At 61.0% G+C, this 25258-nt stretch carries 22 protein-coding genes and 1 pseudogene; 7 read left to right on the top strand and 16 right to left on the bottom strand.

Annotated elements, in window-relative coordinates:
* Window positions 1-24 precede the first annotated feature (24 nt).
* Window positions 25-1056 (bottom strand): CapA family protein, encoded by a 1032-nt coding sequence (locus ACTAQJ_RS02530; protein ID WP_477519467.1) that lies wholly within the window; start codon window positions 1054-1056, stop codon window positions 25-27.
* Here ACTAQJ_RS02530 and ACTAQJ_RS02525 point away from each other — a divergent pair.
* The gene (locus ACTAQJ_RS02525) at window positions 1022-1249 is read left to right on the top strand and encodes a hypothetical protein (RefSeq protein WP_477519468.1); all 228 of its coding nucleotides are present in this window, start codon (window positions 1022-1024) and stop codon (window positions 1247-1249) included. The two genes, ACTAQJ_RS02530 and ACTAQJ_RS02525, sit on opposite strands and share 35 nt — an antisense overlap.
* A gap of 127 nt (window positions 1250-1376) precedes the next feature.
* Window positions 1377-3389: a M3 family metallopeptidase gene (locus ACTAQJ_RS02520; protein WP_498700479.1), complete on the top strand. Its 2013-nt coding sequence runs from the start codon at window positions 1377-1379 to the stop codon at window positions 3387-3389.
* Window positions 3390-3526: 137 nt separating this feature from the next.
* Here ACTAQJ_RS02520 and pdxS read toward each other — a convergent pair whose 3' ends face one another.
* The 7 genes from pdxS to ACTAQJ_RS02485 form a co-directional block, all read right to left on the bottom strand.
* Entirely contained in the window at window positions 3527-4453 is a 927-nt protein-coding gene (pdxS, locus tag ACTAQJ_RS02515) for a pyridoxal 5'-phosphate synthase lyase subunit PdxS (RefSeq protein WP_498700477.1), read from the bottom strand.
* Between the two features lie 230 nt (window positions 4454-4683).
* The gene (pgsA, locus tag ACTAQJ_RS02510; RefSeq protein WP_498700475.1) at window positions 4684-5295 is read right to left on the bottom strand and encodes a phosphatidylinositol phosphate synthase; all 612 of its coding nucleotides are present in this window, start codon (window positions 5293-5295) and stop codon (window positions 4684-4686) included.
* The gene (locus tag ACTAQJ_RS02505; protein ID WP_224090593.1) at window positions 5285-5878 is read right to left on the bottom strand and encodes an HIT family protein; all 594 of its coding nucleotides are present in this window, start codon (window positions 5876-5878) and stop codon (window positions 5285-5287) included. Before ACTAQJ_RS02505 ends, pgsA begins: the two co-directional genes overlap by 11 nt.
* Window positions 5879-5896: 18 nt before the next feature.
* Window positions 5897-7906: a threonine--tRNA ligase gene (gene thrS, locus ACTAQJ_RS02500; RefSeq protein WP_431115408.1), complete on the bottom strand. Its 2010-nt coding sequence runs from the start codon at window positions 7904-7906 to the stop codon at window positions 5897-5899.
* A 131-nt stretch (window positions 7907-8037) separates the two neighbouring features.
* Window positions 8038-11571, bottom strand: coding sequence for a DNA polymerase III subunit alpha (locus ACTAQJ_RS02495; RefSeq protein WP_498700473.1), 3534 nt, complete (start codon window positions 11569-11571; stop codon window positions 8038-8040).
* Window positions 11572-11574: 3 nt separating this feature from the next.
* Entirely contained in the window at window positions 11575-11919 is a 345-nt protein-coding gene (locus tag ACTAQJ_RS02490; RefSeq protein WP_431115410.1) for a DUF6504 family protein, read from the bottom strand.
* A gap of 80 nt (window positions 11920-11999) precedes the next feature.
* The gene (locus ACTAQJ_RS02485; protein WP_498700472.1) at window positions 12000-13070 is read right to left on the bottom strand and encodes an FAD-dependent monooxygenase; all 1071 of its coding nucleotides are present in this window, start codon (window positions 13068-13070) and stop codon (window positions 12000-12002) included.
* A 58-nt stretch (window positions 13071-13128) separates the two neighbouring features.
* Between ACTAQJ_RS02485 and ACTAQJ_RS02480 the strand changes: the two genes are divergently transcribed.
* The gene (locus tag ACTAQJ_RS02480; protein ID WP_498700468.1) at window positions 13129-13668 is read left to right on the top strand and encodes a TetR/AcrR family transcriptional regulator; all 540 of its coding nucleotides are present in this window, start codon (window positions 13129-13131) and stop codon (window positions 13666-13668) included.
* Between the two features lie 45 nt (window positions 13669-13713).
* Complete coding sequence (locus tag ACTAQJ_RS02475; RefSeq protein ID WP_431115413.1) at window positions 13714-14103, top strand: hypothetical protein; 390 nt, start codon at window positions 13714-13716, stop codon at window positions 14101-14103.
* On the opposite strand, the gene ACTAQJ_RS02470 is transcribed toward ACTAQJ_RS02475, so the two are convergent.
* Window positions 14104-14850 (bottom strand): SOS response-associated peptidase, encoded by a 747-nt coding sequence (locus tag ACTAQJ_RS02470; RefSeq protein ID WP_431120240.1) that lies wholly within the window; start codon window positions 14848-14850, stop codon window positions 14104-14106.
* Between the two features lie 166 nt (window positions 14851-15016).
* Between ACTAQJ_RS02470 and ACTAQJ_RS02465 the strand changes: the two genes are divergently transcribed.
* Entirely contained in the window at window positions 15017-15274 is a 258-nt protein-coding gene (locus tag ACTAQJ_RS02465; RefSeq protein WP_017197512.1) for a mycoredoxin, read from the top strand.
* Between the two features lie 41 nt (window positions 15275-15315).
* Here the strand turns inward: ACTAQJ_RS02465 and ACTAQJ_RS02460 are convergent, their stop codons facing one another.
* The 4 genes and pseudogenes from ACTAQJ_RS02460 to ACTAQJ_RS02445 all read right to left on the bottom strand — a co-directional run bounded on the left by ACTAQJ_RS02460 (window position 15316) and on the right by ACTAQJ_RS02445 (window position 19854).
* On the bottom strand, window positions 15316-17643 hold the full coding sequence (locus ACTAQJ_RS02460; protein ID WP_498702143.1) for an FdhF/YdeP family oxidoreductase: 2328 nt from the start codon (window positions 17641-17643) through the stop codon (window positions 15316-15318).
* Between the two features lie 103 nt (window positions 17644-17746).
* Window positions 17747-18517, bottom strand: coding sequence for a lipoate--protein ligase family protein (locus ACTAQJ_RS02455; RefSeq protein ID WP_498700467.1), 771 nt, complete (start codon window positions 18515-18517; stop codon window positions 17747-17749).
* Window positions 18517-19319: pseudogene (locus tag ACTAQJ_RS02450) on the bottom strand (thioesterase family protein). Before ACTAQJ_RS02450 ends, ACTAQJ_RS02455 begins: the two are co-directional and overlap by 1 nt.
* Before the next feature lie 31 nt (window positions 19320-19350).
* Window positions 19351-19854 carry a DedA family protein gene (locus ACTAQJ_RS02445; protein WP_498700464.1) on the bottom strand — a complete coding sequence of 168 codons (504 nt, stop codon included), beginning with the start codon at window positions 19852-19854 and terminating at the stop codon, window positions 19351-19353.
* 105 nt (window positions 19855-19959) lie between these two features.
* Between ACTAQJ_RS02445 and ACTAQJ_RS02440 the strand changes: the two genes are divergently transcribed.
* Window positions 19960-20922, top strand: a complete 963-nt coding sequence (locus ACTAQJ_RS02440) for a hypothetical protein (RefSeq protein WP_498700462.1) — start codon at window positions 19960-19962, stop codon at window positions 20920-20922.
* Here ACTAQJ_RS02440 and ACTAQJ_RS02435 read toward each other — a convergent pair whose 3' ends face one another.
* On the bottom strand, window positions 20923-22431 hold the full coding sequence (locus tag ACTAQJ_RS02435) for an FAD-dependent oxidoreductase (protein ID WP_498700460.1): 1509 nt from the start codon (window positions 22429-22431) through the stop codon (window positions 20923-20925).
* A 78-nt stretch (window positions 22432-22509) separates the two neighbouring features.
* Window positions 22510-22998, bottom strand: coding sequence for a DNA alkylation repair protein (locus tag ACTAQJ_RS02430; protein ID WP_442018937.1), 489 nt, complete (start codon window positions 22996-22998; stop codon window positions 22510-22512).
* A gap of 61 nt (window positions 22999-23059) precedes the next feature.
* Here ACTAQJ_RS02430 and ACTAQJ_RS02425 point away from each other — a divergent pair, with 61 nt between their 5' ends.
* Entirely contained in the window at window positions 23060-24163 is a 1104-nt protein-coding gene (locus ACTAQJ_RS02425) for a PDDEXK nuclease domain-containing protein (protein WP_498700459.1), read from the top strand.
* Between the two features lie 2 nt (window positions 24164-24165).
* On the opposite strand, the gene ACTAQJ_RS02420 is transcribed toward ACTAQJ_RS02425, so the two are convergent.
* Window positions 24166-25197: a dienelactone hydrolase family protein gene (locus ACTAQJ_RS02420; protein ID WP_498700458.1), complete on the bottom strand. Its 1032-nt coding sequence runs from the start codon at window positions 25195-25197 to the stop codon at window positions 24166-24168.
* Window positions 25198-25258: the final 61 nt, after the last annotated feature.

Genomic DNA, 25258 nt, shown 5'->3' with positions numbered 1-25258 from the left:
GGGTGGTTCGGGTACCTGCCGCCCTTACTTCTCCTTGGTGATGAGCAACTCGTGGGCGCCGGCAGTTGCTGCACCCATCGACTCGACCACGGCTTTGGTGCGCTGGTGGGTCTCTGCATCGGCAGCCGGCGAAGCGCAGACTCCCTGGGGTGCATCGCTGGCCACCGAGCACCAGCGGTAGGGATCCCGGACAATCACCGACGGCGCCCATGCAAGATCCGAGGCTGTCCAAACGCCAGCCGCGTTCTGGCTGAACTGCGCACGGACCAGCAGTCCTTCATTGTTGACCACATACCAGGGCGACAATTCCGTCACGCCATTACCCAGTCCATAGACAATCCACGTGCCCTTGTAGTTTTCAATCGGCAGCACCGAGTGCGTGTGGTGGCCATAAACCATGGTGAATTGGCCACTGTCCACCAAGGCGTGGGCGACTTCCTGTTGCTGGGCATTGGCCTCGCTGGCGTACTCATCACCGGCGTGCATGACTCCGAGCACGATGTCGGCCCCGAGCGCACGGGCCTTGGTGGCTTTGGCGATCATGACCGTGGGATCAAGCTCGTCCACAAGCCATGGGTACTCGGGAATCTGTCCGTTGTGGCCGTAGGTGCCAACGATGACTGCTACCGTTGCGGCGTCTGTCTTGAGCATCAGGATTTCCTGTGATGCAGCTTCAGTCCGGTAGGAACCAGTGTGCTTGAGCCCGGCAGCATCCAGCGCATCCAATGTCCGGAGCAGCCCTTCCGTCCCCCGGTCTATGGTGTGGTTGCTGGCTGTTGTGCAGGCTTGGTACCCGACATCCTTGGATGCGGTAACGATCTGCGGCGGGACATTGAAGGATGGGTACGCGGAGAACGGACCGTCCGGGGTGCCAACAGGGGTTTCCTGATGACAAATAGCGAGATCGCTGTTCCGGATGTAGCGCCGCTGGCCCTCAAGGAGCGGTATGAAGGTGTATCCAGGCTGCCCTGCGGCAGCAGCATCGGCGCGGGCCTGCTGCCACAACTGTGTATGGATCAGCATGTCACCCGTGACTGTGATGGAAGTACAACGCAGTTCGGGACAAACTGGGCCCTTGCCTGGGGTTGGCGTAGGAGTCGGCGTTGGCGTGGACGCAGGAGACGCGGGGGCAGTAGCGGCGCTGCTTTGCTCCCTGGAGTCCTTCTCTGCAATTACTCCGCAGGCGCTCAACGACAAGGCAAGTACTGAGGCCGCCAGCAGGGCGCCCGTTCGTCGTGAACGCCTATGACCGCCGTGATCCCCGCGACGTCCGCAAGATGTGATGTTCCCCATAACGGCAATCCTACGGCGCAAGACGCGCGGCATTCTGGCGAGCCGCCCTTGAGGACACGATTCTTAAGTGAAAGAGTCCCTTCATGACCAATCCGCTTTTGAGTCCAAGCCCCCTGCCGTTCGGCCTTCCACCTTTTGAAGCAATCACCACACAGGACTACGCCGAAGCCCTCGACGCGGGACTGGACGAACACCTCCACGAGATCCAGCAAATTGCGGCGAACCCAATATCAGCGACTTTTGAGAACACGGCTGTGGCCATGGAAAGGTCAGGGCGGTTGCTGGACCGGGCTGCGGCATCGTTCTTTACAGTTGTATCGGCCGACGCATCGGACGCGATCAGGAAGTTGGAGACTGCCTTCGCGCCCAGGTTTGCCGCGCATCAAGACGCCGTCTACATGAATCGTGGCTTGTATGAACGCTTCAATGCCATTGACACCACCAACCTAGATGACGAGTCTGCGCGCTTGGTCCAGGAATACCTCAAAGAGTTTCGGCAGTCCGGCATTCAACTTGACGACGACGGCCAGGCTCGCCTTCGGGACATCAACGCCGAACTCTCACGTCTGGGCACTGAATTCGGCCAGCGGGTCAAGGAGGCGATGAAGGCTGCCGCTATTCTCCTCGACGACGAAGCGGACCTGGCCGGCATGTCCCCCGAAGATGTCGCTGGCGCTGCCGAGGCTGCCAAGGCCGCCGGGCACGATGGCCAGTTCCTCCTGACTCTCATCCAGCCAAGCAACCAACCCGCCCTCGCCTCGCTCGAAAACCGGGACATTCGGCGTCGCCTGTTTGAAGCGTCCCTCGCTCGCGGCACGGACGGCGGAAGCCTGGATGTCCGTGATCTGGTGACGGCAACGGTTCGCTTACGCGCGGAAAAGGCCGGCCTGCTGGCCTTTCAAAATTTCGCGGAACTCGTGGTGGACCAGCAAACGGCCCCGGACTTCAAGGCCGTTCAGGCAATGTTGGGCCGGTTGGCACCTGCAGCGATCCGCAACGCCCAAGCCGAAGCGCTCGCTTTGGCCGAGTCCGCCGGCCACCCACTGGAGCCTTGGGACTGGGCATACTATTCCGCGCAGGTCCGGCGGGAAAAGTACCAAGTGGATGAACAGGCCATCAGGCCCTACTTCAGCCTCGAAACGGTCTTGGCCGACGGCGTTTTCTACGCAGCAACCCAACTCTATGGCGTCACGTTCCGTGAGAGGCCGGATCTGGCCGGGTACCACCAGGACGTCCGGGTTTGGGAGGTCAGAAACGAGGACGGCAGCGCTCTGGGCCTCTTCCTTGGGGACTATTACACGCGGGAATCCAAGCGCGGAGGAGCCTGGATGAACTCGCTCGTGGAACAGTCCCGACTCCTCGGCAAGCAAGCCGTAGTGATCAACAACCTCAACATCACCAAGCCAGCGCCGGGCGAACCCGCTCTCCTGTCCCTGGACGAGGTCCGGACAGTCTTCCACGAATTCGGGCACGCGCTCCACGGCCTGTTCTCCGATGTGGAGTATCCTCGGTTCTCCGGAACGTCCGTGCCCCGGGACTTCGTGGAGTACCCGTCCCAAGTCAACGAAATGTGGATCATGTGGCCCGAGGTATTGGCTAATTACGCACGCCACCATGCCACAGGAGAACGGCTCCCGCAGGACATCGTGGACAGAATCAAGGAATCCCTGCTGTGGGGTGAGGGATTCGCCACCACCGAATACCTCGGAGCAGCATTGCTGGATGTGGCATGGCACGTTCTGTCCCTGGAGGACGTCCCGGCGGATGTCCTTGCCTTTGAAGCCAAAGCGCTGGCCGACGCCGGCATCGCCCACCCGCTGATTCCGCCGCGCTACCGTACCGGCTACTTCCAGCACATCTTCGCCGGAGCCGGGTATGCGGCCGGCTATTACTCCTACATCTGGAGCGAAGTCCTGGATGCGGACACCGTTGAGTGGTTTAAGGAAAACGGCGGCCTTACCCGCGCAAACGGCGAGCGGTTCCGTTCGGAGCTACTCGCCCGTGGAAACAGCCGGGATCCGCTGGAATCCTTCCGCACGTTCCGTGGGCGCGATGCTGAGCTCGAACCCCTCCTAAAGCGCCGAGGCCTCAACTAACCCACCATCAAAACGAAACGACGGAGGCTGATCCGGCAGCGTGCGTAAAAGGGCCCCCGCCCCAGCCACCACCAAAATGGCGGCAGCGAGGGCGGGGAATAGCACGCAGGATCAGCCTCCGCCGTAGCGAAAGAGACTTACCAGCCGCGCTCTGCGAGGCGGTGGGGCTGCGGGATTTCGTCCACGTTGATGCCGACCATCGCTTCGCCCAGGCCGCGGGAGACCTTGGCGATGACGTCGGGGTCGTCGTAGAACGTGGTTGCCTTCACGACGGCGGCAGCGCGCTCTGCAGGGTTGCCGGACTTGAAGATGCCCGAACCAACAAACACGCCGTCGGCGCCGAGCTGCATCATCATCGCAGCATCAGCCGGGGTCGCGATGCCGCCGGCGGTGAACAAGACAACGGGGAGCTTGCCCGTGGCGGCGATTTCCTTGACCAGCTCGTACGGGGCCTGCAGTTCCTTGGCCGCGACATACAGCTCGTCTTCGGGAAGGGCTGCGAGCTTGGCGATCTCGGAACGGATCTTGCGCATGTGCCCGGTGGCGTTGGAAACATCGCCGGTGCCGGCTTCGCCCTTGGAACGGATCATCGCCGCGCCTTCGTTGATGCGGCGCAGGGCCTCACCGAGGTTGGTGGCGCCACAGACGAAGGGAACGGTGAAGTTCCACTTGTCGATGTGGTTCACGTAGTCGGCCGGGGTCAGGACCTCGGACTCGTCGATGTAGTCCACGCCGAGGGACTGCAGGACCTGGGCTTCGACGAAGTGGCCGATGCGGGCCTTGGCCATGACCGGGATGGACACGGCAGCGATGATCGCATCGATCATGTCGGGATCGGACATGCGGGACACGCCACCCTGGGCGCGGATATCGGCGGGTACGCGCTCGAGTGCCATGACGGCGACGGCACCGGCGTCCTCGGCGATGCGGGCCTGCTCGACGTTAACGACGTCCATGATGACGCCGCCCTTGAGCATCTCCGCCATGCCCCGCTTAACGCGGCTGCTGCCCGTGACGCTGTTCGCGGACGAACCGGCTTCGTTGCTTACATCTGGTGTAGACACAAAAACCCCTATGGGTAGATAAACGACCTTTTCGCCGGTGGCTCGCGCAGCCACACGACCGCAATCAGCGCACACCGGATTTTCAGGTCAAGGTGACCAAGTACTAGTAATACTAGTCGCACGTTGCCCGGTGGCTGTACATTCATTACCGCATTCGGGGGCCAAGAAGAGGGCGACCATAGGACACCTGCACAACTGCCGCTGCCGGGCTCTGGTCACATGCCAGTTTCCTAGGCTTCAGCCATCGCTTGCTTGCGGACAGTCGTCATTCTTTGCACGATAGTGACCACACTGGCGAGGGCGAGGAGGATCAGGGTGGCGAAAAGCACCACTGCCGGAAGTCCCAGCCCTGTGAGCCCAGTGATGAGAAGCACCGAAGCTAAACGCTCTGCACGCTCGGCAATGCCAACGCTGGCTTGATAGCCCAGTGATTCAGCCTTTGCCCGCGCATAGGAAACCACCATGCCCAGTACCAGGCAAACGACGGCGGCAGTACCAATAGCCGGGTCCTCACCTTTGGTGAAGAACCAGATGGTCAACCCTGCAAAGATGGCGCCGTCCGCCAAACGGTCCAAGGTGGAATCGAGGAAGTTTCCCCAGCCGCCGCTTCGGCCTTGCAAGCGGGCCATAATGCCATCCACGACGTCCGAGAACGCGAAGAATGCCACCACCACTGAACCCCACCACAGGTATCCCAGCGGATAAAGAACCAGTCCGCCGAGAATGACTCCTGCTGTACCAGCAACGGTCACTGCGTCAGGAGACACGCCAATCTTGAGGAGCCAACGCGCCAAGGGTGTGAAAAGGGAAGTAAAGAAACCGCGGGCATGCCTATTGAGCATTCGACTCCCCCGGCCAGGCTTCAGCCACCAGTTTGCGGACCTCGTCGAGTGTCTGCGTTATAGCCTTGGTCTGGGCGATTATGGGGAAGAAGTTTCCGTCCCCACCCCAGCGCGGCACAACGTGCTGGTGCAGGTGCGCTGCGATTCCTGCTCCACCGGTGACACCCTGGTTCATGCCCAGGTTGAAGCCGCTGGGGTTGGAAACCTTCCGCAGCACTCGCATGGCTGTCTGGGTGAGCTCGGAGAATTCCGCCGTTTCTTCCACCGTGATGTCCGTGTAGTCCGGAACATGGCGGTAGGGGCAGATCAGCAAGTGGCCTGGGTTGTACGGGAAAAGGTTGAGCACCACGTAGCAGGTTCTCCCACGATAGACGATGAGGGACTCCTCATCGCTACGGGTGGGCCCCACACAGAACGGGCAGTCGTCCTTGTTCTTGAACTGGTCCTGTCCGCCTTTGATGTAGGCCATGCGGTGGGGAGTCCACAGGCGCTGAAAAGCGTCCGGAACACCTGCCAAGCCGAAGTCATCGGTTACTTCGGCGTCGCCCGGAAGGTCAGCTGCCGCGCCTGTGTTCTCCTGCACCGTCTGTTGTCCGTTCCGTCAGCTTTCGCGGTTCTTTACAGCGTCCACGATTCTGCGAACCGCCTCTGCCACTGGCACGCCGTTATCCTGGCTGCCATCACGGAAGCGGAACGAGACAGCACCTGCCTCGGCGTCCTCACCGCCGGCGATCAGGACGAACGGGACCTTGTCCTTGCTGGCTGTGCGGATCTTCTTCGGGAAACGGTCTGAAGAAATGTCTACCTCGGCACGTATTCCCGCGGCTTTCAACTGGCCGACGACGTCGAACATGTAGTCGTTGAATGCCTCGGCAACAGGGATGCCCACCACTTGGACGGGAGACAGCCATGCGGGGAAGGCGCCGGCGTAGTGCTCGGTGAGAACGCCCATGAACCGTTCCACCGAACCAAAGAGTGCGCGGTGAATCATGACGGGACGCTGGCGTGTTCCATCGGCTGCCTGGTACTCCAGCTCGAAGCGTTCAGGCAGGTTGAAGTCCAACTGAATCGTGGACATCTGCCAGGTCCTGCCGAGGGCGTCCTTTGCCTGAACGGAGATCTTCGGCCCATAGAATGCTGCTCCACCCGGGTCCGGTACCAGGTCCAGCCCGGAGGCCTCCGCAACCTCGGCGAGCGTGCGGGTGGCTTCCTCCCAGGCGGCGTCGTCACCTACGAACTTTTCCTCGTTCTTGGTGGAGAGCTCGAGGTAGAAATCATCCAGGCCATAGTCCTTGAGGAGGCCAAGGACAAAGTTCAGGGTTGTGGTGAGTTCGTCCTTCATCTGCTCGCGGGTGCAGTAGATGTGGGCGTCGTCCTGTGTCATGCCACGGACACGGGTCAGTCCGTGTACAACACCGGATTTCTCGTACCGGTACACCGAGCCGAATTCGAACAGGCGCAAGGGCAGTTCGCGGTAGGACCGGCCACGTGAACGGAAGATCAGGTTGTGCATGGGGCAGTTCATCGGCTTCAGGTAATAATCCTGCGCGGGCTTGCGCACAGTGCCGTCTTCGTTGAGCTCGGCATCCACCTGCATCGCGGGGAACATGCCGTCCTTGTACCAGTCAAGGTGGCCGGAGACCTCGTAAAGGTGTCCCTTGGTGATGTGCGGGGTGTAAACAAACTCATAGCCGGCGTCCACGTGGCGCTGACGGGAGTAGTCCTCCATGGCCTTGCGGATGATGCCGCCCTTGGGGTGGAACACAGGAAGGCCCGATCCGAGTTCGTCCGGGAACGAGAACAGGTCCAGCTCCACGCCCAGCTTCCGGTGGTCGCGGCGTTCTGCCTCAGCGATGCGTTCCTGGTAAGCCTTGAGGGCTTCCTTGGTGGGCCATGCGGTGCCGTAGATTCGCTGCAGCTGCTGGTTGTTCTGGTTGCCCAGCCAGTATGCGGAGGATGAGCGTGTCAGCGCGAACGCGTTGGAGATGATCTTGGTGTTGGGCAGGTGCGGTCCGCGGCAGAGGTCGCACCAGACGCTTTCGCCGCTCTTGCGGTCCACATTGTCGTAAATAGTGATGTCACCCGCACCGACTTCAACGTTCACGCCTTCTCCGGCGTCGGCGGCGTCGTTCTTCTTGCCCAACAGCTCAAGCTTGTAGGGTTCGCCAGCCATGGCTTCGCGGGCTTCTTCTTCAGTGACAACGCGGCGAACGAACTTCTGGTTCTGGTTGATGATCTTCTGCATCATCTTTTCCAGCTGGCGCAGGTCTTCCGGGGTGAACGGCTCGGCGACGTCGAAGTCAAAGTAGAAGCCGTCAGTAATGTAAGGACCGATGCCAAGCTTGGCATCAGGGCGCAGCTGCTGGACGGCCTGGGCCATAACGTGCGCGGTGGAGTGACGGAGAACGTTGAGTCCGTCAGGAGATTCAATGGTGACACCTTCGACGTCTGCACCCTCGGTGAGAACCTGGTCAAGGTCCTTCAGCACACCATTGACACGGGCAACTACGACGTCGCGGCGCTCGAAGAAGAGTTCCGCGCCGGTAGTCCCTTCCGTCACCTTGGTCTCTTCGCCATCGACGATGAGGGTGATCTGTTGGGCATCTGACACGGGTGTCTCCTATTCATAGTGAAGGCTTCATAGCTTGTGGCGTACGGGGACCACAGCCAGCCATCGTCAATCGTATCTGTTTCGACGAAGGCGGCCAAAGCAGCGCGCCGACGCCTCATTTACCTGCCTGTTCAGCTTCCGAGGCCCGTGATGGCCAGGTTCCTGGAGATACCCTCAAGGGGCCCTGAATGAGTGAATTCAGGCGGAAGCCCGACGCCGGGTGGCAGGACTTCGGCAAACGGCAAAGTTTCGGGGCGGCTAAGGTCCCAGGCTTTGCTGGCACTGAGGCTGATTCCCTTGGGACCTGTTCTTCGCGTAGTTCCGCGGATCAGCAGAAGCCGGGTACCGAACAGGAGCGGACCCGATTCTTCCTGCGCTTCATGGAAGAAGACAGTGTCCACGCAGCCTGTACCGTCGTCGATGCTGATGAACACCACCCGGCGCCCACCACGCATGGGAGGTGTCTGCGTTGCGATCCGGACACCGGCAACCAGTACCTCGGTGCCGTTGCGAAGACCCAGGAGCTTATCCGCCGTAGTGACGCCAAGCTTGTCCAGCAATGGCCTATGGCTTTCCATAAGATGCTCGCTCACATCCACTGCCATGAGATCAAGCTCTGCCCGCACGTTCTCCACCATGCTGGGCTCAGGTAATCCAGCAGCAAGGTTCCGCAACTCCACATCACCAAGGGGTAGGGATAATTGCCCTTCAATGACGTCTTTGGCCTTCTTGGAGGGACTGCCTTGGAGGGCCTGCAAGTGCTGCACCAGATCGGCACGGTTTGCAGTTCCGCCGGCATCCCGGTGCAGGGCATCGAAGGCTCCGAGTTGGGCGAGCCTCTTGATATTCGGTTTGCTCACCCTGGCCCTGGCCCGGAGGTCCGCGAGGGAATCATAGGGTTGACCAGCCACGATCCGCTTCAGTTCCGCTCCCGACAGTCCATATATTCCGTTCAGGCTCAAGCGAATGCCGAGCTTTCCGGAATTCTGGCCTTCCTGGATTCTTTCCACCCTGTATTCAGCCTGGCTGCGATTAATATCCAAGGGCAGGATGGGAATACCCAAGCGGTGGGCCTCAGCAACCAGGAGCCGTTTGGGGTACATCCCTGGATCGTGTTCCCACAACCCTGCAAGGAACGCTTCAGGGTGGTGCGCCTTCAGCCACGCCGATTGATAGGTGGGCACAGCAAAGGCAGCTCCATGGGCTTTGCAGAAACCAAAGCTGCCGAAGGCCTTCAGCGTTCCCCACACTTTGTCCACGACGTCCGGGGAGTATTTCTTGATCGCTTCCCGACGGAAATACCTCTCTACTTCAGGTTCGTGGAGCTCGTCACCCAAGGCCCTTCGAAACTCGTCCGCGCGGTCCAAACCGCACCCTGTCATGACATGGAAGGTCTTCAGGATCTGCTCATGGAAAACCGTGACGCCATGGGTTTCCTGCAAAACGGGCTTCAAGTCCGGATGTGGGTAGACCTCAGGTGCGAACCCATGCCGGTGTTCAAGGAACGGGCGGACCATGTCCGACTTCATGGGGCCAGGGCGGAACAAGGAAATATCGATGATGAGGTCATTGAATTCCCGCGGTGCCATCTTCCCAATCAGCTCACGCTGGCCAGGGGATTCAATCTGGAAGCAGCCCAAAGTGTGGGTACTGCGGATCAACTCATAGGTGGGCTCGTCGTCGAAAGGCACCGCATTGAGATCAATCCTGCCGTCCTGGGCAATATAGTCCGGACCAGCGCCTCCCGCCTCCACCGGATGGTGGCCAGCAGCCACTACCTCCGCTTTGGATGGGTGCAGGCGGATAACTTCCCGCACCGCAAACGCCATGGCACTTTGCATCCGCACACCCAGGACATCCAGTTTGAGCATGCCCATGGGATCCATGTCGTGTTTGTCGAACTGGCTCATGGGCAGGCCCAACCCGCTGGGCTGTACCGGTGTTCTGTCCAGGAGTGTGGCATCTCCCAGGATCACCCCGCATGGATGCATGGAAATGTGCCGGGGAAGGCGGTCCAACCTTTCAGTGAGATCCACCAGCAGGTCCAATTGTTGGTTTTCCTCCATGCCCCCAGGCCCTTCACGGCCAGCCTCCACCCGTCCGGCAAATTCACGAAGTTCAGGCTTTTCAACCAATGCCTCCCTGAATTTACGCGCGGAGAACCGCCACAACTGCTTGGCAATTTCGCCGATTTCACCATCGTCCATGCCAAGGGCCATGCCGGCATCGCGGACAGCACCACGGGCCCGGTAACCGTTTTGCATGCTCATCAGGGTCACCCGTTCGGCTCCGAAGCGCTCGAAGATCTTCCGGTAGACGTTGTGCCTTTCGGCGCTTTCGACGTCGATGTCAATATCGGGAAGGGTGGATCGGCGACCCGAGAGGAACCGTTCAAAAATAAGGTCATGGCGGATGGGATCCACTTGGCTGATGTCGATCAGATAGTTGACCAAGCTGGAGGCCCCGGAACCTCTGGCAGCTACCCGGACGCCCATCTCGATGATCATTCTGGATACTTCCGCAACAGTGAGGAAGTAGGAGGCAAAGCCGAGTTTGTCGATGATCCCCAGCTCATGCTGCAACCGCGAGCGCATCTGTATTTCCGCATCGCCGTTGATGCCGGGGAAGCGCCGGGTGATTCCTGCCTCGCATCGTTGGGTGAGTTCCACCATGGGGTCACGGTCGATGCCGATGATGGAAGCTTCGGGAACAACGGGCTTTTTCCATCCCATGTCCAGGACGGGATCGATGCGGCATTTGTCGGCGAGCGCTTCTGTGTTGGAGAGCAGCTTGTTCAGCCCTGCTGCTCCTTGACCTGCGGCGCCCATGATTTCCTTGCCGAGTTGGAGCATTTGTTGGGCGTTTTTCAACCAACCCTGCCCGGTTGGTTGCAGCAGGCCCGTTGGTTGCAGCAGTGGGGCCGATGAGAGTTCGGGGAGGGATTTTAGTGTGCGTGCAGAGTCCAGGACGTCTGCGGTGGGGGCGCCGTCCTGGGCGCAGTAGCGGACGGCGTTGCTGAGGATGGCGGGGATGTTGTATTCAAGGGCGAGTTTGAGCATGCGTACAGCGTGGGAGGTGCTGAGGGGTTCTCCAGGGGCACTGAGGTGGGATACGGCTTCGGCGACCATTGTTCCGGGCGGCATGGCGTCGATCCATTGTTTGAAGAGTGTCCGGGGGCGAAGACATTTCCGCCCTCCCATGGCGCGGCCTACATCGGAGTCCGGTCCTATGAGGACGGTTAGCACGGGCTTGAGGGTTTTTGGGTCCAGTGTGCGTGATGCGAGTTCTGCCCGTGTTACGGCAACGGGCACTACTCCCCCGGCCTTGCCGGAGGTGCGGGCATGGGCGTCTGAGACGAGTCGGCAGAGGGCCCGGTAGCCGGCGCCGTTGTTGTTGCCGTGGGCGAGTACGACGACGCGGCCCGCTACCTGGGTGCGGTGGTCGCCGTCGTCGTCGAAGATGGCGAGGTCCACGCCGATGATGGGGTCTATACCGGCGTCCATGCATGCTTTGAGGTGTTTGATGGTGCCGTACAAGCCGTCGCGGTCAGTACAGGCGAGCGCTGTTGCGCCGTCTGCTGCGGCTGATTGGGCAAGTTCGTCTGGCCAGGAGACGCCGTAGTGGGCGCTGAAGGCTGTGGAGACGTGCAGGTGTGTGAAGCTCAAGGTTCAGGCGGCTTCGTCTGGTTCGACTGCCTGGGCCGGTGCGGCGTCGTGGATACGCAGGAGCCGCCAGCGGCCGCTGGCGAGGTGGCGGACGAGGTCAAGGGTGATGGTTTTGCCGGTTTGCCCTTCGTCCTGCGGGCGCTGGAGTTGGACCCTCCAGATCTCGTGATCCACCAGGCCTGCGCCGCTTCCCAGTGGTGCCCGGCTTTCTTCTACCCACCATTGGCGTCGTTCATACCATCTGAGGGGTTCGTTGGTGACGAGGTAGTGGGTTCCTTTCCACTGGATTTCCTGCGGCTGGCCTGTATCCGTGCAGATGACGTCCACGGACTCACTGAAAAGCCCCATATCCACACTCCTTGCCTGGTGAAAGTTCGTTCGAATGTATGTTCGAATATATCCAGTTTACGTCGCCCCTCCGACAAAACCTACTGGGAAGTTTTGCTCCTTCCGGGCACTTTGGACTTTCGCTTGGCAGCAAGGTCCAGCAGCTTGTCGCGCAGGGGTTGCGCACCTTCTGCGAGCGCCACGCGCATCATCAGGGATGAACCGATGCGGTATTGCTGGGTCCGTAGCACGCGTTGACGGTTGTAGGCCTCAAGGGCCCGGTCCAGGGGCAAGGTGTTGACCAGCTTGCCCAAGGTGACCGCATCTATCAGCGACTCACAAGCGCCTCGCCCAAGGTTGGGCGCCATGGCGTGGGCCGCGTCGCCAATGAGGACCACATTGCCCCGGGAATAACGCCATAACGGCGGGGTGGTCCAAATGCGTTGTGCCAATGATGTTTCGGGCGTCGCTGCTTGCAGAACATGCTGGATACCCCGCGAGTGCCCGGCGTAGCGGCGGCGCGCCATTTCAAGGGCTTCGCCGACGTCAATTCCCTCGGGCCCCATCCGGGAGCGGAAGGACGCATACCAGTTGGTTCCGCCGCTTGAAGGGCCTATGCCAAAGAGGTTCCCGCGCCCCCAGTACTCACCTATGGTTTCGCTGTCTGGCTCTTCGGCAATGACGCCTCGAACAGCGAGGTAGGGCGTCAGCTTGGCCGCGCGCGCTCCTCCCCGCCGAGACTGGCCCCACACGGAGCGCCTCACCATGCTGTGCACTCCGTCTGCCGCCACTATCAGGTGGGCGTCGCTTGGAACAGTGTCCAGCTTTTCGATGCGTCGTTGGACTGTTGGGGGTACAGCTGAGTCGAGGAGCCGCAGGAGCGTGTGACGGGCGACGCCCACAAGGTTCTGCCCTTCCACGCTCAGCCAAGGCGCCCCCGTGGCGCTCCGGAGCGCGCCGCCCCTGATGATGGGGCTGTTTTCCCGGACGGCGCCAAGGATCCCCAATGAGGCCAGTGCATCCTGGGCTTCGGGCCACATGGCCAGGGTTGTTCCTACTGCCGGGAGACCGGCCCGCTGTTCGTACACAGTGACGTGAAACTGACTGGGATCAAGAGTTCCTGCCAGGGCGAGGCCTGCTATGCCACCCCCGACGATATCCACTTTTTTCATGGTGCCAATGTACTACTACATTTGTAGTAATTGTGAGGTTAAAGACTAGACTTTCGCCATGCCGGACAGACGAACCGATCTTGCCGATGCCGCCCTCGCCGTGGTGGCCACCAAAGGGCTGAAGGGACTCACCCACCGGGCCGTTGACGCCGAAGCCGGAGTGGCCGTCGGAACCACCTCCAATTACTTCCGCAACCGTGCCGCTTTGGTAGCTGCCGCCGTCGACCGCGTTGAAGAACGGGATTCGCTCCTGCTGCAGCAGCAGGGTGGGTCCAAATTCCCGACGTCGGTAGCCGCCTTGGCGGAACAGCTCGCGGGAGCGCTGCTCGGGCTCGCAAAAAACCACGCTGAACTGACCCGGGCACGATTGACCCTTGCCCTGGACCAACCCGAAGTGGTGGCCGCCGGGCACCAGAGGATGCTTTCAGCTCTTGAACAGATGCTCGATTCCCTGGGAATTCCTGACCCAAGGGCACGCGCAGAAGCAGTATCGGACTACGGCGACGGATTGGCCATGCACCTCCTGACGGCACGCCGCGGCCAAGCGATGGACCAAACCACAGTCGCAGCCAACGTCCGGCGACTCTTGGAGGGATGAAGCAAAGGGGTGGACGCGGGCGGGTCCACAGAGCAGGATTGTGGCATGAGTACCAATGACGCACTCCTGAAGCAGGTCAGTATCTCCGCCGCCGATGACAACCTCGTTGCGAGATTCGAAATCGAAGGCAACATACCGGGCTCCGGCGCATATGTCGTGGGCCTTGTTGCTGCCAGCGAGGACTATTCCTCCCAACGCAGGCTGGGCATTGAGTTCATGAATGGAGAAGCGATCTCGTTCTACTCCTTCAACCACTCACTCAGTGCCGAGGAAAACTACGACATCAAGGGCGTGGAACACTCCGGGAACGTAATCACCGGAAACTTCCCGATGTCCGCCATCCATGGGCTCAGCAAAGGCCACGTCATGACGGCCTTCAGCGAGGCGGACGGCCGCGAGTTCCAAGCCGGCGTCCCGGTCACGGAGTCGCTCTAGCTAGAAAAGGCCCTCCACCGGTTCAATGAGTTCCGGTGAGTTGTTGCGGACATTTCCGACCGCTTGCCCCACAGCGTCGAGCGTCCAGTCAGCAGCGGCATCGTGCGCCCTTGAGCGGACCATGTCCACCAAACCGGCCGCATCGTCCTGGCGTGGATCCAGCCAGGCCTCCATCGTTTCCCTGCTCATGGGCAAGGGAACCCGGTCATGCAACGCAGTCAGCTCGTCAAAGACAGAGGCACTGCGGCGGGTCCGGGCCGATTCGGACGTCGGGGTGTCGGCGGTGATGATGGACATGGACAACAGCCACCGGTCGGGGTCATCGTTGGACATCGATTGGTCCCGCCACCACTCATACAGGCCAGCGAAGACCAGCCCCTCACCATTCCCCGGATGCACGTAGTACGGCTGCTTGGACTTTCCCTCGCCCTTCTTCCACTCGTAATACCCATCAGCCGGAACAGCGCAGCGCCTGGCCGCAGCAGCTTTTCGGAACGACGGCTTCTCCAGGAGAGTCTCACTGCGGGCATTGATCAGGCGCGCGCCACCCTTGGGATCCTTCGCCCATGAGGGGACAAGCCCCCAACGCGCAACATGCAACTGCCGCTTCAATCCATCGTCCACGAGCCTTTCCAGCACAATCGGAACAGCATCCGTTGGAGCTACATTCCACGATTTTTCGAGGGCGATCTCTTTTTCAAGTTCGGCATCAAAGTCAGCCAGCAGATCCCCCACGGCACGGGCCATTACATAACGTCCACACATGGGAACAGTCTGCCGTGTCGCCCAAGGACACACCAGCCCGGAATGTGACGTAACCCCGATTCCCGGCCTCACGGGAATTATTGGGCTGCGGGTTACGGTTGATACCAACGAATCACCCGTGGAAACGACCAATACTGAGGAGAGCTCTGTGGACTTCACTCCCGACTCCGGCACCATCACCATGTTCTCGACCACTTGGTGCGGCTACTGCAACCGCCTGAAGAAGCAGCTCGACGCCAAGGGCATCGGCTACACCGAGATCAACATCGAAGAAGTAGATGGCACGGCCGAACTCGTCGAGCAGCTCAACGGAGGCAACCGCACCGTCCCCACCGTCCTGTTCCCGGACGGAACCGCAGCAACCAACCCTTCTGCTTCCGAAGTAGAAAACCGCCTCGCAGCCTAAAGAGACCCGGTCGCCTAAAGCACCCCGGTCGCCTAAGGCATTCACTTCCGCTGTTCGGCCGCCGCCTCGAAAATCGGGGCGGCAGCCGGTTCAAGACGAATAATCACAGACTTCGACGCCGGCGTATTGCTGCCTTCCGCTGTTGAATCCAGCGGCACCAACACATTCGCTTCCGGATAGTAGGCAGTCGCACAGCCCCTGGCACTGGGGTACGCCACTAAACGCAACTGTCGAAGCACCCGGTCAACGCCGTCGTCGGCTTCGCTGTGCACATCCACATAGGCGCCATCCTGGAAACCCAACCCCGCCAGATCCTCAGGGTTCACCAACAAGACCATGCGGCCCTTCTTGATGCCACGGTAACGATCATTCATGGAGTACGTGGTCGTATTGAACTGGTCATGGGATCGCACAGTCTGAAGGAGCAATCTCCCCGGCGGTACTTCAATGGTTTCCAGGTCATTGACAGAAAACATGGCCTTTCCCGTTGCTGTGGGGAACGTCCGCGAATCCCTCGGGCCATGCGGAAGCACGAAACCGTCGCGCTCGCGGATGCGGGTATTGAAGTCATCAAATCCCGGCACCACGTGGGAAATGTGGTCGCGGATTGTGTCGTAGTTGCGCCCCAGTCCCGCCCAATCCACCGGAACCTCGTGATCAAGAACCGCCTCGGCCAGCCGGCTGACGATCGCCACCTCGGAGAGTACGTCAGGAGCGATGGGTTCCAGCGTCCCCGCCGAGCGGTGCACTGCGCACACAGTGTCCTCGACCGTGACAAACTGCTCAATCCCGTCCTGCTTGTCGATTTCCGTGCGGCCAAGGGTCGGAAGGATCAAGGCCTGCTCGCCAACCACAACATGCGAGCGATTCAGCTTGGTGGAAATCTGGACTGAAAGCCTGGTCCGACGCACAGCCTGCTCAGCAACCGCCGTGTCCGAGATCGCATGCACCAGGTTCCCGCCCAGCGCGATGAGGACCTTGATCCTGCCGTCCCGCATTCCACGGATACTGTCCACCGAATCAACACCGGCCTTCCGTGGCGGGTCAAAGCCAAACTCATCCTGCAAGGCGTCAAGGAACCGCGGCGGCATCTTCTCCCAAATGCCCATGGTCCGGTCACCCTGGACATTGCTGTGTCCACGGATTGGCGAAGGTCCAGCCCCAGGTTTGCCAATGTTGCCTCGGAGCAGAAGGAGATTAATGATCTCCTTGATGGTGGGTACCGCCTTCTTATGCTGGGTCAGTCCCATAGCCCACGTGATGATGACCCTCTCCGCGTGGATGTACCTGTCAGCGAATTCATCGATTTCCGCGCTGGTCAGGCCCGTGGCGGCAAGAACGTCCCGCTCCTGCAAAGTTGCCAGGTGAGCAGCAAATCCAACAAACCCCTGGCAATGCTCATCGATGAACGTACGGTCCAACACCGAACCGGGCGCAGCGCTTTCAGCATCCAGGACGCGCTTGGAAACAGCCTGCAACAGCGCCATATCTCCGGCGAGCCGGATCTGCAGGAACTGGTCAGCCAAGTCAGTTCCCTTACCAACGATGCCTCGAACACGCTGCGGGTTCCGGAAATTGATCAGCCCAGCCTCGGGCAACGGATTAACAGCGACAATGGATGCGCCCGCGAGCTTGGCCTCCTCCAGCGCCGTCAGCATCCGCGGATGGCAGGTTCCCGGGTTCTGCCCCATGATGATGATCAGATCCGACTTCGCGAAGTCCGTATACGTGATGGCCGATTTGCCCACCCCGATGGTCTCGCCCATGGCCACGCCCGTGGACTCGTGGCACATGTTGGAACAGTCAGGAAGGTTGTTGGTTCCAAAAGCCCTGACGAAAAGCTGGTACAGGAACGCTGCTTCATTGCTGGTGCGTCCACTGGTGTAAAACGTGGCCTCATTTGGATCATCAAGGGCGTTCAACTCGTTCGCAATGATGTCCAAGGCCCGCTCCCAGCTAACGGGTGCGTAGTGGTCCGAGCCTGCCGCCTTATACACGGGCTCCACCAACCGGCCCTGCTGCCCCAGCCAGTACTCGGAACGGGATTCCAGGGAACTCAGCGGGTTTCCGGCCCAAAACTCCGTGGGGATCCTCAGGGGCTCCGCCTCCCACCCGATAGCCTTGGCGCCGTTTTCACAGAATTCGGCAGCCTTGCGTTCCGGCGGATCAGGCCAAGCGCAGCTCATGCAGTCGAAACCGTCTTTTTGGTTGACCGCCGTAAGAGTCTTCCATGCGCGGGAAGGGCCCATGTGAGCCATCGCGTGAGGAAGGGTTTCGCTGAGGCTGGGCAAACCGGCGGCCGACCTCTTGGGCTCGCTGACGCTCAAGTCGACGTCGGTATCCTGAACTGGGTGCTTCTTCCGGCCCATCATTCCACCAGGTTTCGTGTGGTTAGGTTCCTGATCCCCTCAGCGTAAACCCGGCCCCCAGCGTGCTCAACTAAACAGAGAGCGTGCTCAACTAAACGCTCAACTAAACCAACAGACTGCGGAAGTCGCCGTCCACCACGTCTGCGTAGCCGCGGTAAGCGTCAACAACAGCGTCCTCAACAGTCTTGACGTCAAGGTGGGGCAGCAGGTCATTTGCAGCACCGGCGGTGGCAGGATCCCAATCCAGGCCAAGCGCAGCGTAGCTCGCCGTCAGAACGTCCCGGATGGGGCCGGAATTCTCCACCACAATCACAGAGCTGAACAGCCAACCGCCGGACACCACCCGCTGGGCTGTACCAATCAGCTTGATGCGATGGGCGGGAAACTCCGCGTCCTCCCCGTGTACGCTGAACTCCCCGGGGCAGTACTCCCCCGGGATCTCCCCGACGGCGGCATGGACGCCGACGCTGCGGAGGGCACCTGCCAGCAACTCACCGAACTCGGCGAAGCGTGCCTTCGCTCGGACGATCGCGTCATGGTGCGGCTCAATATGGTCGATCACCAGGGTGCCTTGGTGGTAAGCCGCCGCACGTCCACCGGCTTTCCTCACGAGGGGCTCGAAGCCGAGTTCCCGGCAGGCATCTTCGGCGGCGCTGAAGCCGGGCAGATTAGCGTCGCGTTGGCCAAAGGCAACGGTGGGCTGCGGGCGGTACAAGCGCAGGGAGGGACCCAGTTGCCCGCTGCGGGCCCGCTTCAGCAGCTCCAACGCAAAATCAAGATCCTCTGCGGCGCCGAGGGATTCCTCTTGGCGGTAGACGGTGAGCTTGGAGCGCTGAGTAAGGCCGCCGGCGGGGTCATTCCGTGCTTCGCTCATCAGCTTTTCCTCAGCGTCAGGATTTGTTCGGCCCTGCCAAAAGGTCCGTTGATGTCATGGAGCACGCTGGACGTCAGGCCGATGCCATCGGCTCCGAAGGAGACTTTGTTGTCCACCCCGAGCCACTCGCCCGAAGGAGCACGGTACATGTGGATCTGCAGATCCACATTGGGGAAGATATAGCTGTTCTCTCCCGGCTGGACCCGTGCGGCGATCCCATTGGCTGTATCGACCAATCCCATGAGCCGGGCAAGATCGCTGCTGTCTTCCTTGTCCGTCAAAGGATGCATGGTCCGGATCCACACCCTGCCTGAACCTGGCCGGTGGCCTTCGGCGATGCGCATTTCGAGGGAACGGATGTAACCGCCGGGCCACACGCTGGCACCATCCCACAACTTGCATTCGTCCGGCGCGGGCATAGCCTCATCTTCGAACGCCGCCACAGCGCTGGTATCGCTGGTGATCATGCGCCACGCTGCGGCACGAATGGCGACACGGCCCCCTGCGGAAAGCTCAGCCTGGATAAGTTCAATGGTTCGTCCAGGCCTCAGCGTTGAGGTGGTGACCTGAAACTCGCCGCCAGGGATCAGCCCGAGGATCTCGTAGCTGATACGCGCCATGCGGACGTCGTCGCGGGGCTCATGCCTCAGGAGGGCATCAGCCATGATGCCGGAGGCAGGTGCCATGTGTTGTTCGTGCGGATTCCAGGCACCTTGAGCATGAATCGTGGAGCAATAGCGGCCCTCCCCAACGATTCGTAGTAGAAGTTGCCCTCCGCCAGTTCCGGTAGTGAAGTTGTCAACCCGAGCCTTTCGCCGATCCAGCAGTAGAACTCAGACCACTGTATCTGCTGATTTGGCAGCGGACCGACGCCGCCGGGCAACCACCACCCACACGATCACGGCGACCGCAGCGGTCACCAACAGCCCGGCACCAACCGGCGACGCCGCAGCTACCGCAAGCCACGCCTCAAGTGCAGCGAGTCCGATAGTTGCGTACAGCACCGCCCAGATAATGGAGCCCACCACTGCAGCGGGCAGATAGCGGCGCAACGGCATCCGTGCTGCACCGGCGGCCAGATTAACGGCGGTCTGCAGGCCGATGGTCAGGAAGGACAGCACCACGGCGTACGGACCCCAACGCTGAATGAGGGCTTGGGCCTGGGCTGCCTTGGGCCGTTGGAGCGACGCCCCGAAACGGGTATGGGCGAAGCGGGTGTGCGCGAAGCCGGCAACTGCCCCACGACCCAGCCAGTACGTGACATTGACGCGGATCATGACAATCGCGAAGAGCGCCGCAAGCGCGACGCCAAAGGGCAAGCTCATGATCTGGTCCACGTGACTTAGGCTACCCTAAGCGCCGCTGGCTTCTGGACCAGATCCCGCGGGCAAGTGCTCGGGGCTACCGGCCAAGGGCGGCACAAGCGCACCTAGGATGAAGTCATGGATCTCCGCGATGCCGCCCAACAGTTATACGCCGTGCTTCCGCGTGAATTCACGGCGGAGCGGACAGCCTTGGCACGACAAGCAAAGGAGGCAGGTGAGAAGGACCTTGCCAAGGAGATCGGCAGCTTGCCAAAACCTGCGGCAGGCGCCTGGGCCATCAACATGCTTGCCGTCCACCAGCCCGAGGTGATTGACGGCGTCGTGCGTTTTGGCGCTTCCCTCCGTACAGCACAAGAGGAGGGAGACGCTGAAGCCTTCCGTGAACTTGGCCAGCAGCGCCAAGGCCAACTGACCTCGGCCGTGCACGCCGCAAAGGACCTGGCGAGCGGGCTGGGAGCGCCGCTCAGCGCGGCAGGTGCTGCCGACGTCGAGCAGACGCTTCGGGCAGCAATGGCCGACGCCGGTGCCGCAGCCGCGGTGACGACCGGACGGCTGGTGCGCGGACTAAGTAGCAGCGGCTTCGAGTCCGTGGACCTGACAGATGCCGTCGCTGCAACAAACCCCGACGAAATCCCGGATGTAGGCGAACCGCCAAAAGTGAAGCTGCCCGCCGAACCCAGACCGGCACGCCAGAGCAAGAAGAAACAAGAGCCGGAGCCGAAAGAGAAAGCACCTGCGGAAACCCCAACATCCCTGGCCGAACGCCGGGCCCAAAAGCGCCAGGCCGCGTTGGAAGAAGCCCGCACCGAGTTTGAGGCAGCCGATCAGGAAGCCAGGGAGGCCGAAGACGCCGCATCCACAGCGTGGAATGTTGTCAAGGAAGTCGCGGGCAGGCGCTCGGATGTCGAGGCCGAGATCGCCGAGGTCAAGAAGCGTTTGGCTTCCCTCGAAGCTGAACTGATCGGCATCACGCGGGACGCGGAAGCCGCTGAGTCGCAGAAGAAGCTGGCAGTCCGCGCCGCCACCCAGGCGCGACGCACCGCGGACCAGGCCCGGCGGCGCGTCGAACGGCTGGCGTAGTCAGTCCTTCTTCTTTAGTGGCGACTTCTGCAGGTTGTGGGTTGCCGGTCCTTCGAGATACTTGCCGTCGGGTGCGTACCTGGAGCCGTGCAGGGGGCAATCCCAGGATTTCTCGGCGTCGTTCCAGCTCAGCAAACCTCCCAAGTGGGCGCAGCTCGCCGAGACCATACAGACGTTGCCATCAACGGTAGACACAGCTGCCGGCTCACCCTTGTAAAGTCCGACGACGCCGCTCCCCTCCGGTGGTCGGGTCTGGTCCGTGATTTCCGGATTGCTCCTGACCCTGGCTTTGTCCTCAACCATGCGTTTGGCGACGCTGGCATTGAGGCGAACGGCTTCCAATGCGCCCTGGGGCGACGTAACGCGGTGGTGTATGACCTTGGCCCAATCAGACTGGCCGCCCAGAATGTCCGACGTAATGGACAACGCGGCAGCGACTCCGTTGCTCATGCCCCACTTGTTGTAGCCAGTTCCGAAGAAGATCCGGTCGTGGCCCCGGGGCATCTTGCCGAAAAAGGGAACGAGGTTGGTTGGCCGATAGTCTTGGGCAGACCACGCATGGGTGACCTCCGCGCCCGGATAATGCTGGTTGGCCCAGGCGAGAAGGTCATCCAGGTGGGCTTTGGGTGAGGCTGCCCGGCCGCCGGTATGCCCATAGCCACCTACCAGCAACAACTCACCTTCCGGCGTCGGGTGAGTGCGTTGGGAACGTGTGGGTGGATCAATGCTCAGGTACATTCCGCTCGGTGGCGGGGTTTCACCTGGAAGCCGAAGAGCCGCAGCGTATGACCGGTTGGGTTCGAGCTTGGCGAAATAAAGTCCGCGGTCCAGGATCGGCGTGCCAGTAGCTATGACGACGGTGTCCGCGGTGAAGGCGCCTTTTCGTGTGGATACCTCCACAGGAAGGTCAGAACCCACATTCTGCACCTGGACACCCTCAACAATTATTCCGCCGTGCTCCCGGATATCCCTTGCGAGGGTCTCCAGGACTTCCATGGGGTGGATCTGTGCTTGGTCGTCCAGTTCCAGTGCCTCAACCACCGGGAATGGCAGCCCGGGGTCACGGCTGAAGTGCACGTCCAAGCCCGCATCCCGTGAAACCGCGGCCTCCTTGCGCAGCCGCTGGCCGCCGTCGTCGCTGGTTGCGAACGTGACTGCCGTCCGGCGCTGAAACGGGACGCCCTGCTCTTCCATGTACCGCATCAGCCACGCCTGACCAGTGCGATTCGCTTCCACATAGGCTTGCACCACTTTCAGCGAGTACTGGCCACGCAGCGCCGAGAGTGCCCCTCCTTGCAGGAGGCTTAGTTTGCCCGTGGTGTTGCCGGTGGTAGCGGCGCCCAAGGTCCGCGCTTCCAAAACTGCCACACGCTGGCCCGATCGGGACAACAGCAAGGCCGTCACCATTCCTGTGAGCCCTGCGCCCGCCACTATCGTGTCAAAGTGCTTATCATCGGGGATTGCATCGGACGTGAAGCTGGATTCCCTGTCCAACCACAGCGATTTCATCGAACAACCTGCCTCTCAATTCACGGAATTGGTGCCTGGCATGCGTTGATGAAACGGTAAGCCGGTGGCTGCGGCTAATCAAGAGTTCGAGTTGTCGGTGGCGAGTTGCGCGGCCCGGCGGAGCCACGGATCAGTGTCCCGGGACCAGCGTTCCACAACGCGTGCGGCGCGTTCCTTCGCCTGTCCTTCAAGCCTGGCGAGCAAGGGTTTGACCACGTCCACCGCCAGAGGACCTGCCAGTTCCTCCGTGCCGGCCTGCCTGATGAAGCCCTCAATGCGGGTCAGGTCCGTGTTGACCAGGATTCCTACCTTGGTTTGCAGCAGCACAACAGCAGCGAGCCTGCGTTCAAAGACCGGCTCATCCCACAGTTCCGAACTCAGCGCCGTGATGTCGTCATGGCCCAGATTCTTGTGGCGCTTCAGGGCGTCCCGCACCGTTCCTCTCACCGCACCAACCGATGCCCCGTAGACCTTCATTCCACCCAGGCGCCCGCGGGCTTCCATGGCCTTTTCCCAGGACGATTCACGCTGCAGCGTGAAGTCCACAAACTCACCCGCTTCACTCACCTGTCCATTCTGTCAGTGCCTCCCAATAGCGTGAGGGCAATAGCAATCGACAGGAGAGAATATGCCTTCGCAAGAGCTCGTCACTGGAGCGGCAGAAAAATCAGCGTCGTTCCCGGGCGTCCCGGCCGCGACATCGATGCCCGACTGGTATCCCGCGCTCCTCAACACTGTCGCGCAAGAGGTCCGAACAGGCCGCACGCGCGCTCTGGCGGCAGCGAACAGCGAGCTGCTCAATTCCTACTGGAGCATCGGCCGGCAACTTGCCGAGCGGGAATCGCAGGAGGGCTGGGGCGCCAAAGTAGTCACCCGATTGTCCGCTGACATCCGCACCCGCTTCCCCGAGGCGAAGGGCTTCTCCCCCAGGAACCTGCGGTACATGAAGAGCTTTGCCCAGGCCTGGCCTGAGTTTCCAATGTTGCAAGCGCCGCTTGCAACATTGCCCTGGTACCACCAGATCGCACTCCTGGAAAAGCTCGACGACGCCGCCACGCGCCTTTGGTACGCAGCGGCAGCAGCCCGGCATGGATGGTCACGCAACGTCCTGACGCACCAGATCGAGACCCGCCTGCACGAGCGTTCCGGGCAGGCCATCACCAATTTCAAAACCACGATGGTTCCTGCCGATTCAGACCTCGCCCAGCAGGCCACCAAGGATCCCTATGTCTTTGATTTCCTTGCCATGACAGACCGTCGGAGCGAACGGGAACTGGAGCTTCAATTGGTGCAGCACGTGGAGAAATTCTTGCTGGAGCTGGGTCAAGGCTTCGCCTTTGTAGGGGAACAGGTGCGATTGGAGATCGCCGGCGACGAATTCTTCGCGGACTTGCTCTTCTACCATTTGAAATTGCGCTGCTACATGGTCATTGAGCTCAAGGCCGTGAAGTTCGAACCCGGATTCCTGGGCCAGTTGGGCATGTACATGGCAGCCGTTGACGATCTGATGGCCCATCCCGATGACAAACCGACGATCGGCCTTCTGCTATGTAAGGAAAAGAACAGCGTGGTTGCCGAGTACGCCCTCCGTGGCTTCAACGCCCCGGTGGGCATCGCGGAGTGGCGGACTTCCATTGCAGAGTCCTTGCCCGACGAATTTGTTGCCAGCCTGCCCAGTATCGAGACGTTGGAGGCTGAGCTGGCCAGCCAGGCACGTGATCTGCCGGACTGACCTCAGACGTTGTCCTTGAACCAGGCCAACGTGTCGTTCCACGCCGCCGTAGCCTGGGCCTCGTTGTAGCGATCGCTTGTGTCGTTGTGGAATGCATGGTCCACGCCCGGGTACACCTTGAGCTGGTGCTTGACCTGCGTCGCGTCCAACGCATCCTTCAACTGCGGCATGGAACCGGTGATGCGCGCGTCCTTTTCGGCGTAGACACCGAAAACGGCAGGCTTTATGGTGGGGACCTTTGCAAGGTCCGGGGCGGGACCGTAGAACGCAGAGGTTGCCTTCAGCCCAGGGATCTCGGTCGCTGCCTGCCAGGTGATGCCGCCACCGAAACAGAAGCCGATCATGGCAATGCGGCCCTTTTTCACGAAATCCTGGCCATTCAGATACTCGAATGCGGCTTGGAAGTCGCCAACGTGCCGCTGGGCGCCCGCCTTCGTCAGGGCACCCGGAACAGCGTCCGGATCCATCGATGCGGTGCCGCCCTCCCTGCTGAGGAGGTCCAGCGCCAGAGCCGCGTAGCCTTCCTTGGCAAAGCGCCGGGCGATGTCCTGGATGTGGGGCGTGAGGCCTCGGTTTTCGTGACAGATTAATACTCCCGGCCCCTTTTGGCTTCCCTCGTGCCGGGCCAGGTACGCACTGATTTCCGTCCCTCCGGAATCGAACTTCACCGTGGCTGTTGCCAGGCCCGCCGCCCCTTCCGGCACTGTCAGCGGACTCTTGGCATTTGGGACGGTTGTCGTTTTTCCCGACGTTGCTGACGCGGTGGGCGTTGGCATTGGGTCGCCGGTCTTTGGCACCTCGTCCGATGTACAGCCCACCAAGGTCATAGCCGCCGCGGCCGCGGTCATGCTTCCCATGATGAACGCCACGCGCCTCGTGAACGTCCCGTGGGACATGTCGCCCGAGCGGTAATCGTCGTAGAACTCTTCGATCAAGTACTTTTCAAACTTCTCAAGCTGAACCATGACGTCCTCCCGAAGTTGGGCAGTATCTTCCTCTGATGGAAAGACGCGGGCAAGGGCAGGAGGGTTCACCTACGGATTCGATCTGCTGTGTTCGTTCCCGGCGCTAAAAATGTCGGTGGCTACTGACATG

Source organism: Arthrobacter sp. alpha11c, from assembly GCF_054149985.1.
Note: the sequence above shows the minus strand (reverse complement) of the source record. Positions and strands in the feature narration are given on the sequence as shown.

What these genes read in the sequence shown, in the direction of transcription:
- ACTAQJ_RS02470 (WP_431120240.1), bottom strand. Translation starts at nt 14,850, where the DNA reads ATGGCCCGTGCCGTGGGGGATCTGCTGGCTGACTTTGATGCCGAACTT.
- ACTAQJ_RS02460 (WP_498702143.1), bottom strand. Translation starts at nt 17,643, where the DNA reads ATGGGCCGGAAGAAGCACCCAGTTCAGGATACCGACGTCGACTTGAGC.
- ACTAQJ_RS02425 (WP_498700459.1), top strand. Translation starts at nt 23,060, where the DNA reads ATGCCTTCGCAAGAGCTCGTCACTGGAGCGGCAGAAAAATCAGCGTCG.
- ACTAQJ_RS02520 (WP_498700479.1), top strand. Translation starts at nt 1,377, where the DNA reads ATGACCAATCCGCTTTTGAGTCCAAGCCCCCTGCCGTTCGGCCTTCCA.
- ACTAQJ_RS02475 (WP_431115413.1), top strand. Translation starts at nt 13,714, where the DNA reads ATGAGTACCAATGACGCACTCCTGAAGCAGGTCAGTATCTCCGCCGCC.
- ACTAQJ_RS02480 (WP_498700468.1), top strand. Translation starts at nt 13,129, where the DNA reads ATGCCGGACAGACGAACCGATCTTGCCGATGCCGCCCTCGCCGTGGTG.
- ACTAQJ_RS02525 (WP_477519468.1), top strand. Translation starts at nt 1,022, where the DNA reads ATGTCACCCGTGACTGTGATGGAAGTACAACGCAGTTCGGGACAAACT.
- ACTAQJ_RS02440 (WP_498700462.1), top strand. Translation starts at nt 19,960, where the DNA reads ATGGATCTCCGCGATGCCGCCCAACAGTTATACGCCGTGCTTCCGCGT.
- ACTAQJ_RS02435 (WP_498700460.1), bottom strand. Translation starts at nt 22,431, where the DNA reads ATGAAATCGCTGTGGTTGGACAGGGAATCCAGCTTCACGTCCGATGCA.
- ACTAQJ_RS02455 (WP_498700467.1), bottom strand. Translation starts at nt 18,517, where the DNA reads ATGAGCGAAGCACGGAATGACCCCGCCGGCGGCCTTACTCAGCGCTCC.
- ACTAQJ_RS02485 (WP_498700472.1), bottom strand. Translation starts at nt 13,070, where the DNA reads ATGAAAAAAGTGGATATCGTCGGGGGTGGCATAGCAGGCCTCGCCCTG.
- ACTAQJ_RS02490 (WP_431115410.1), bottom strand. Translation starts at nt 11,919, where the DNA reads ATGGGGCTTTTCAGTGAGTCCGTGGACGTCATCTGCACGGATACAGGC.
- pgsA (WP_498700475.1), bottom strand. Translation starts at nt 5,295, where the DNA reads ATGCTCAATAGGCATGCCCGCGGTTTCTTTACTTCCCTTTTCACACCC.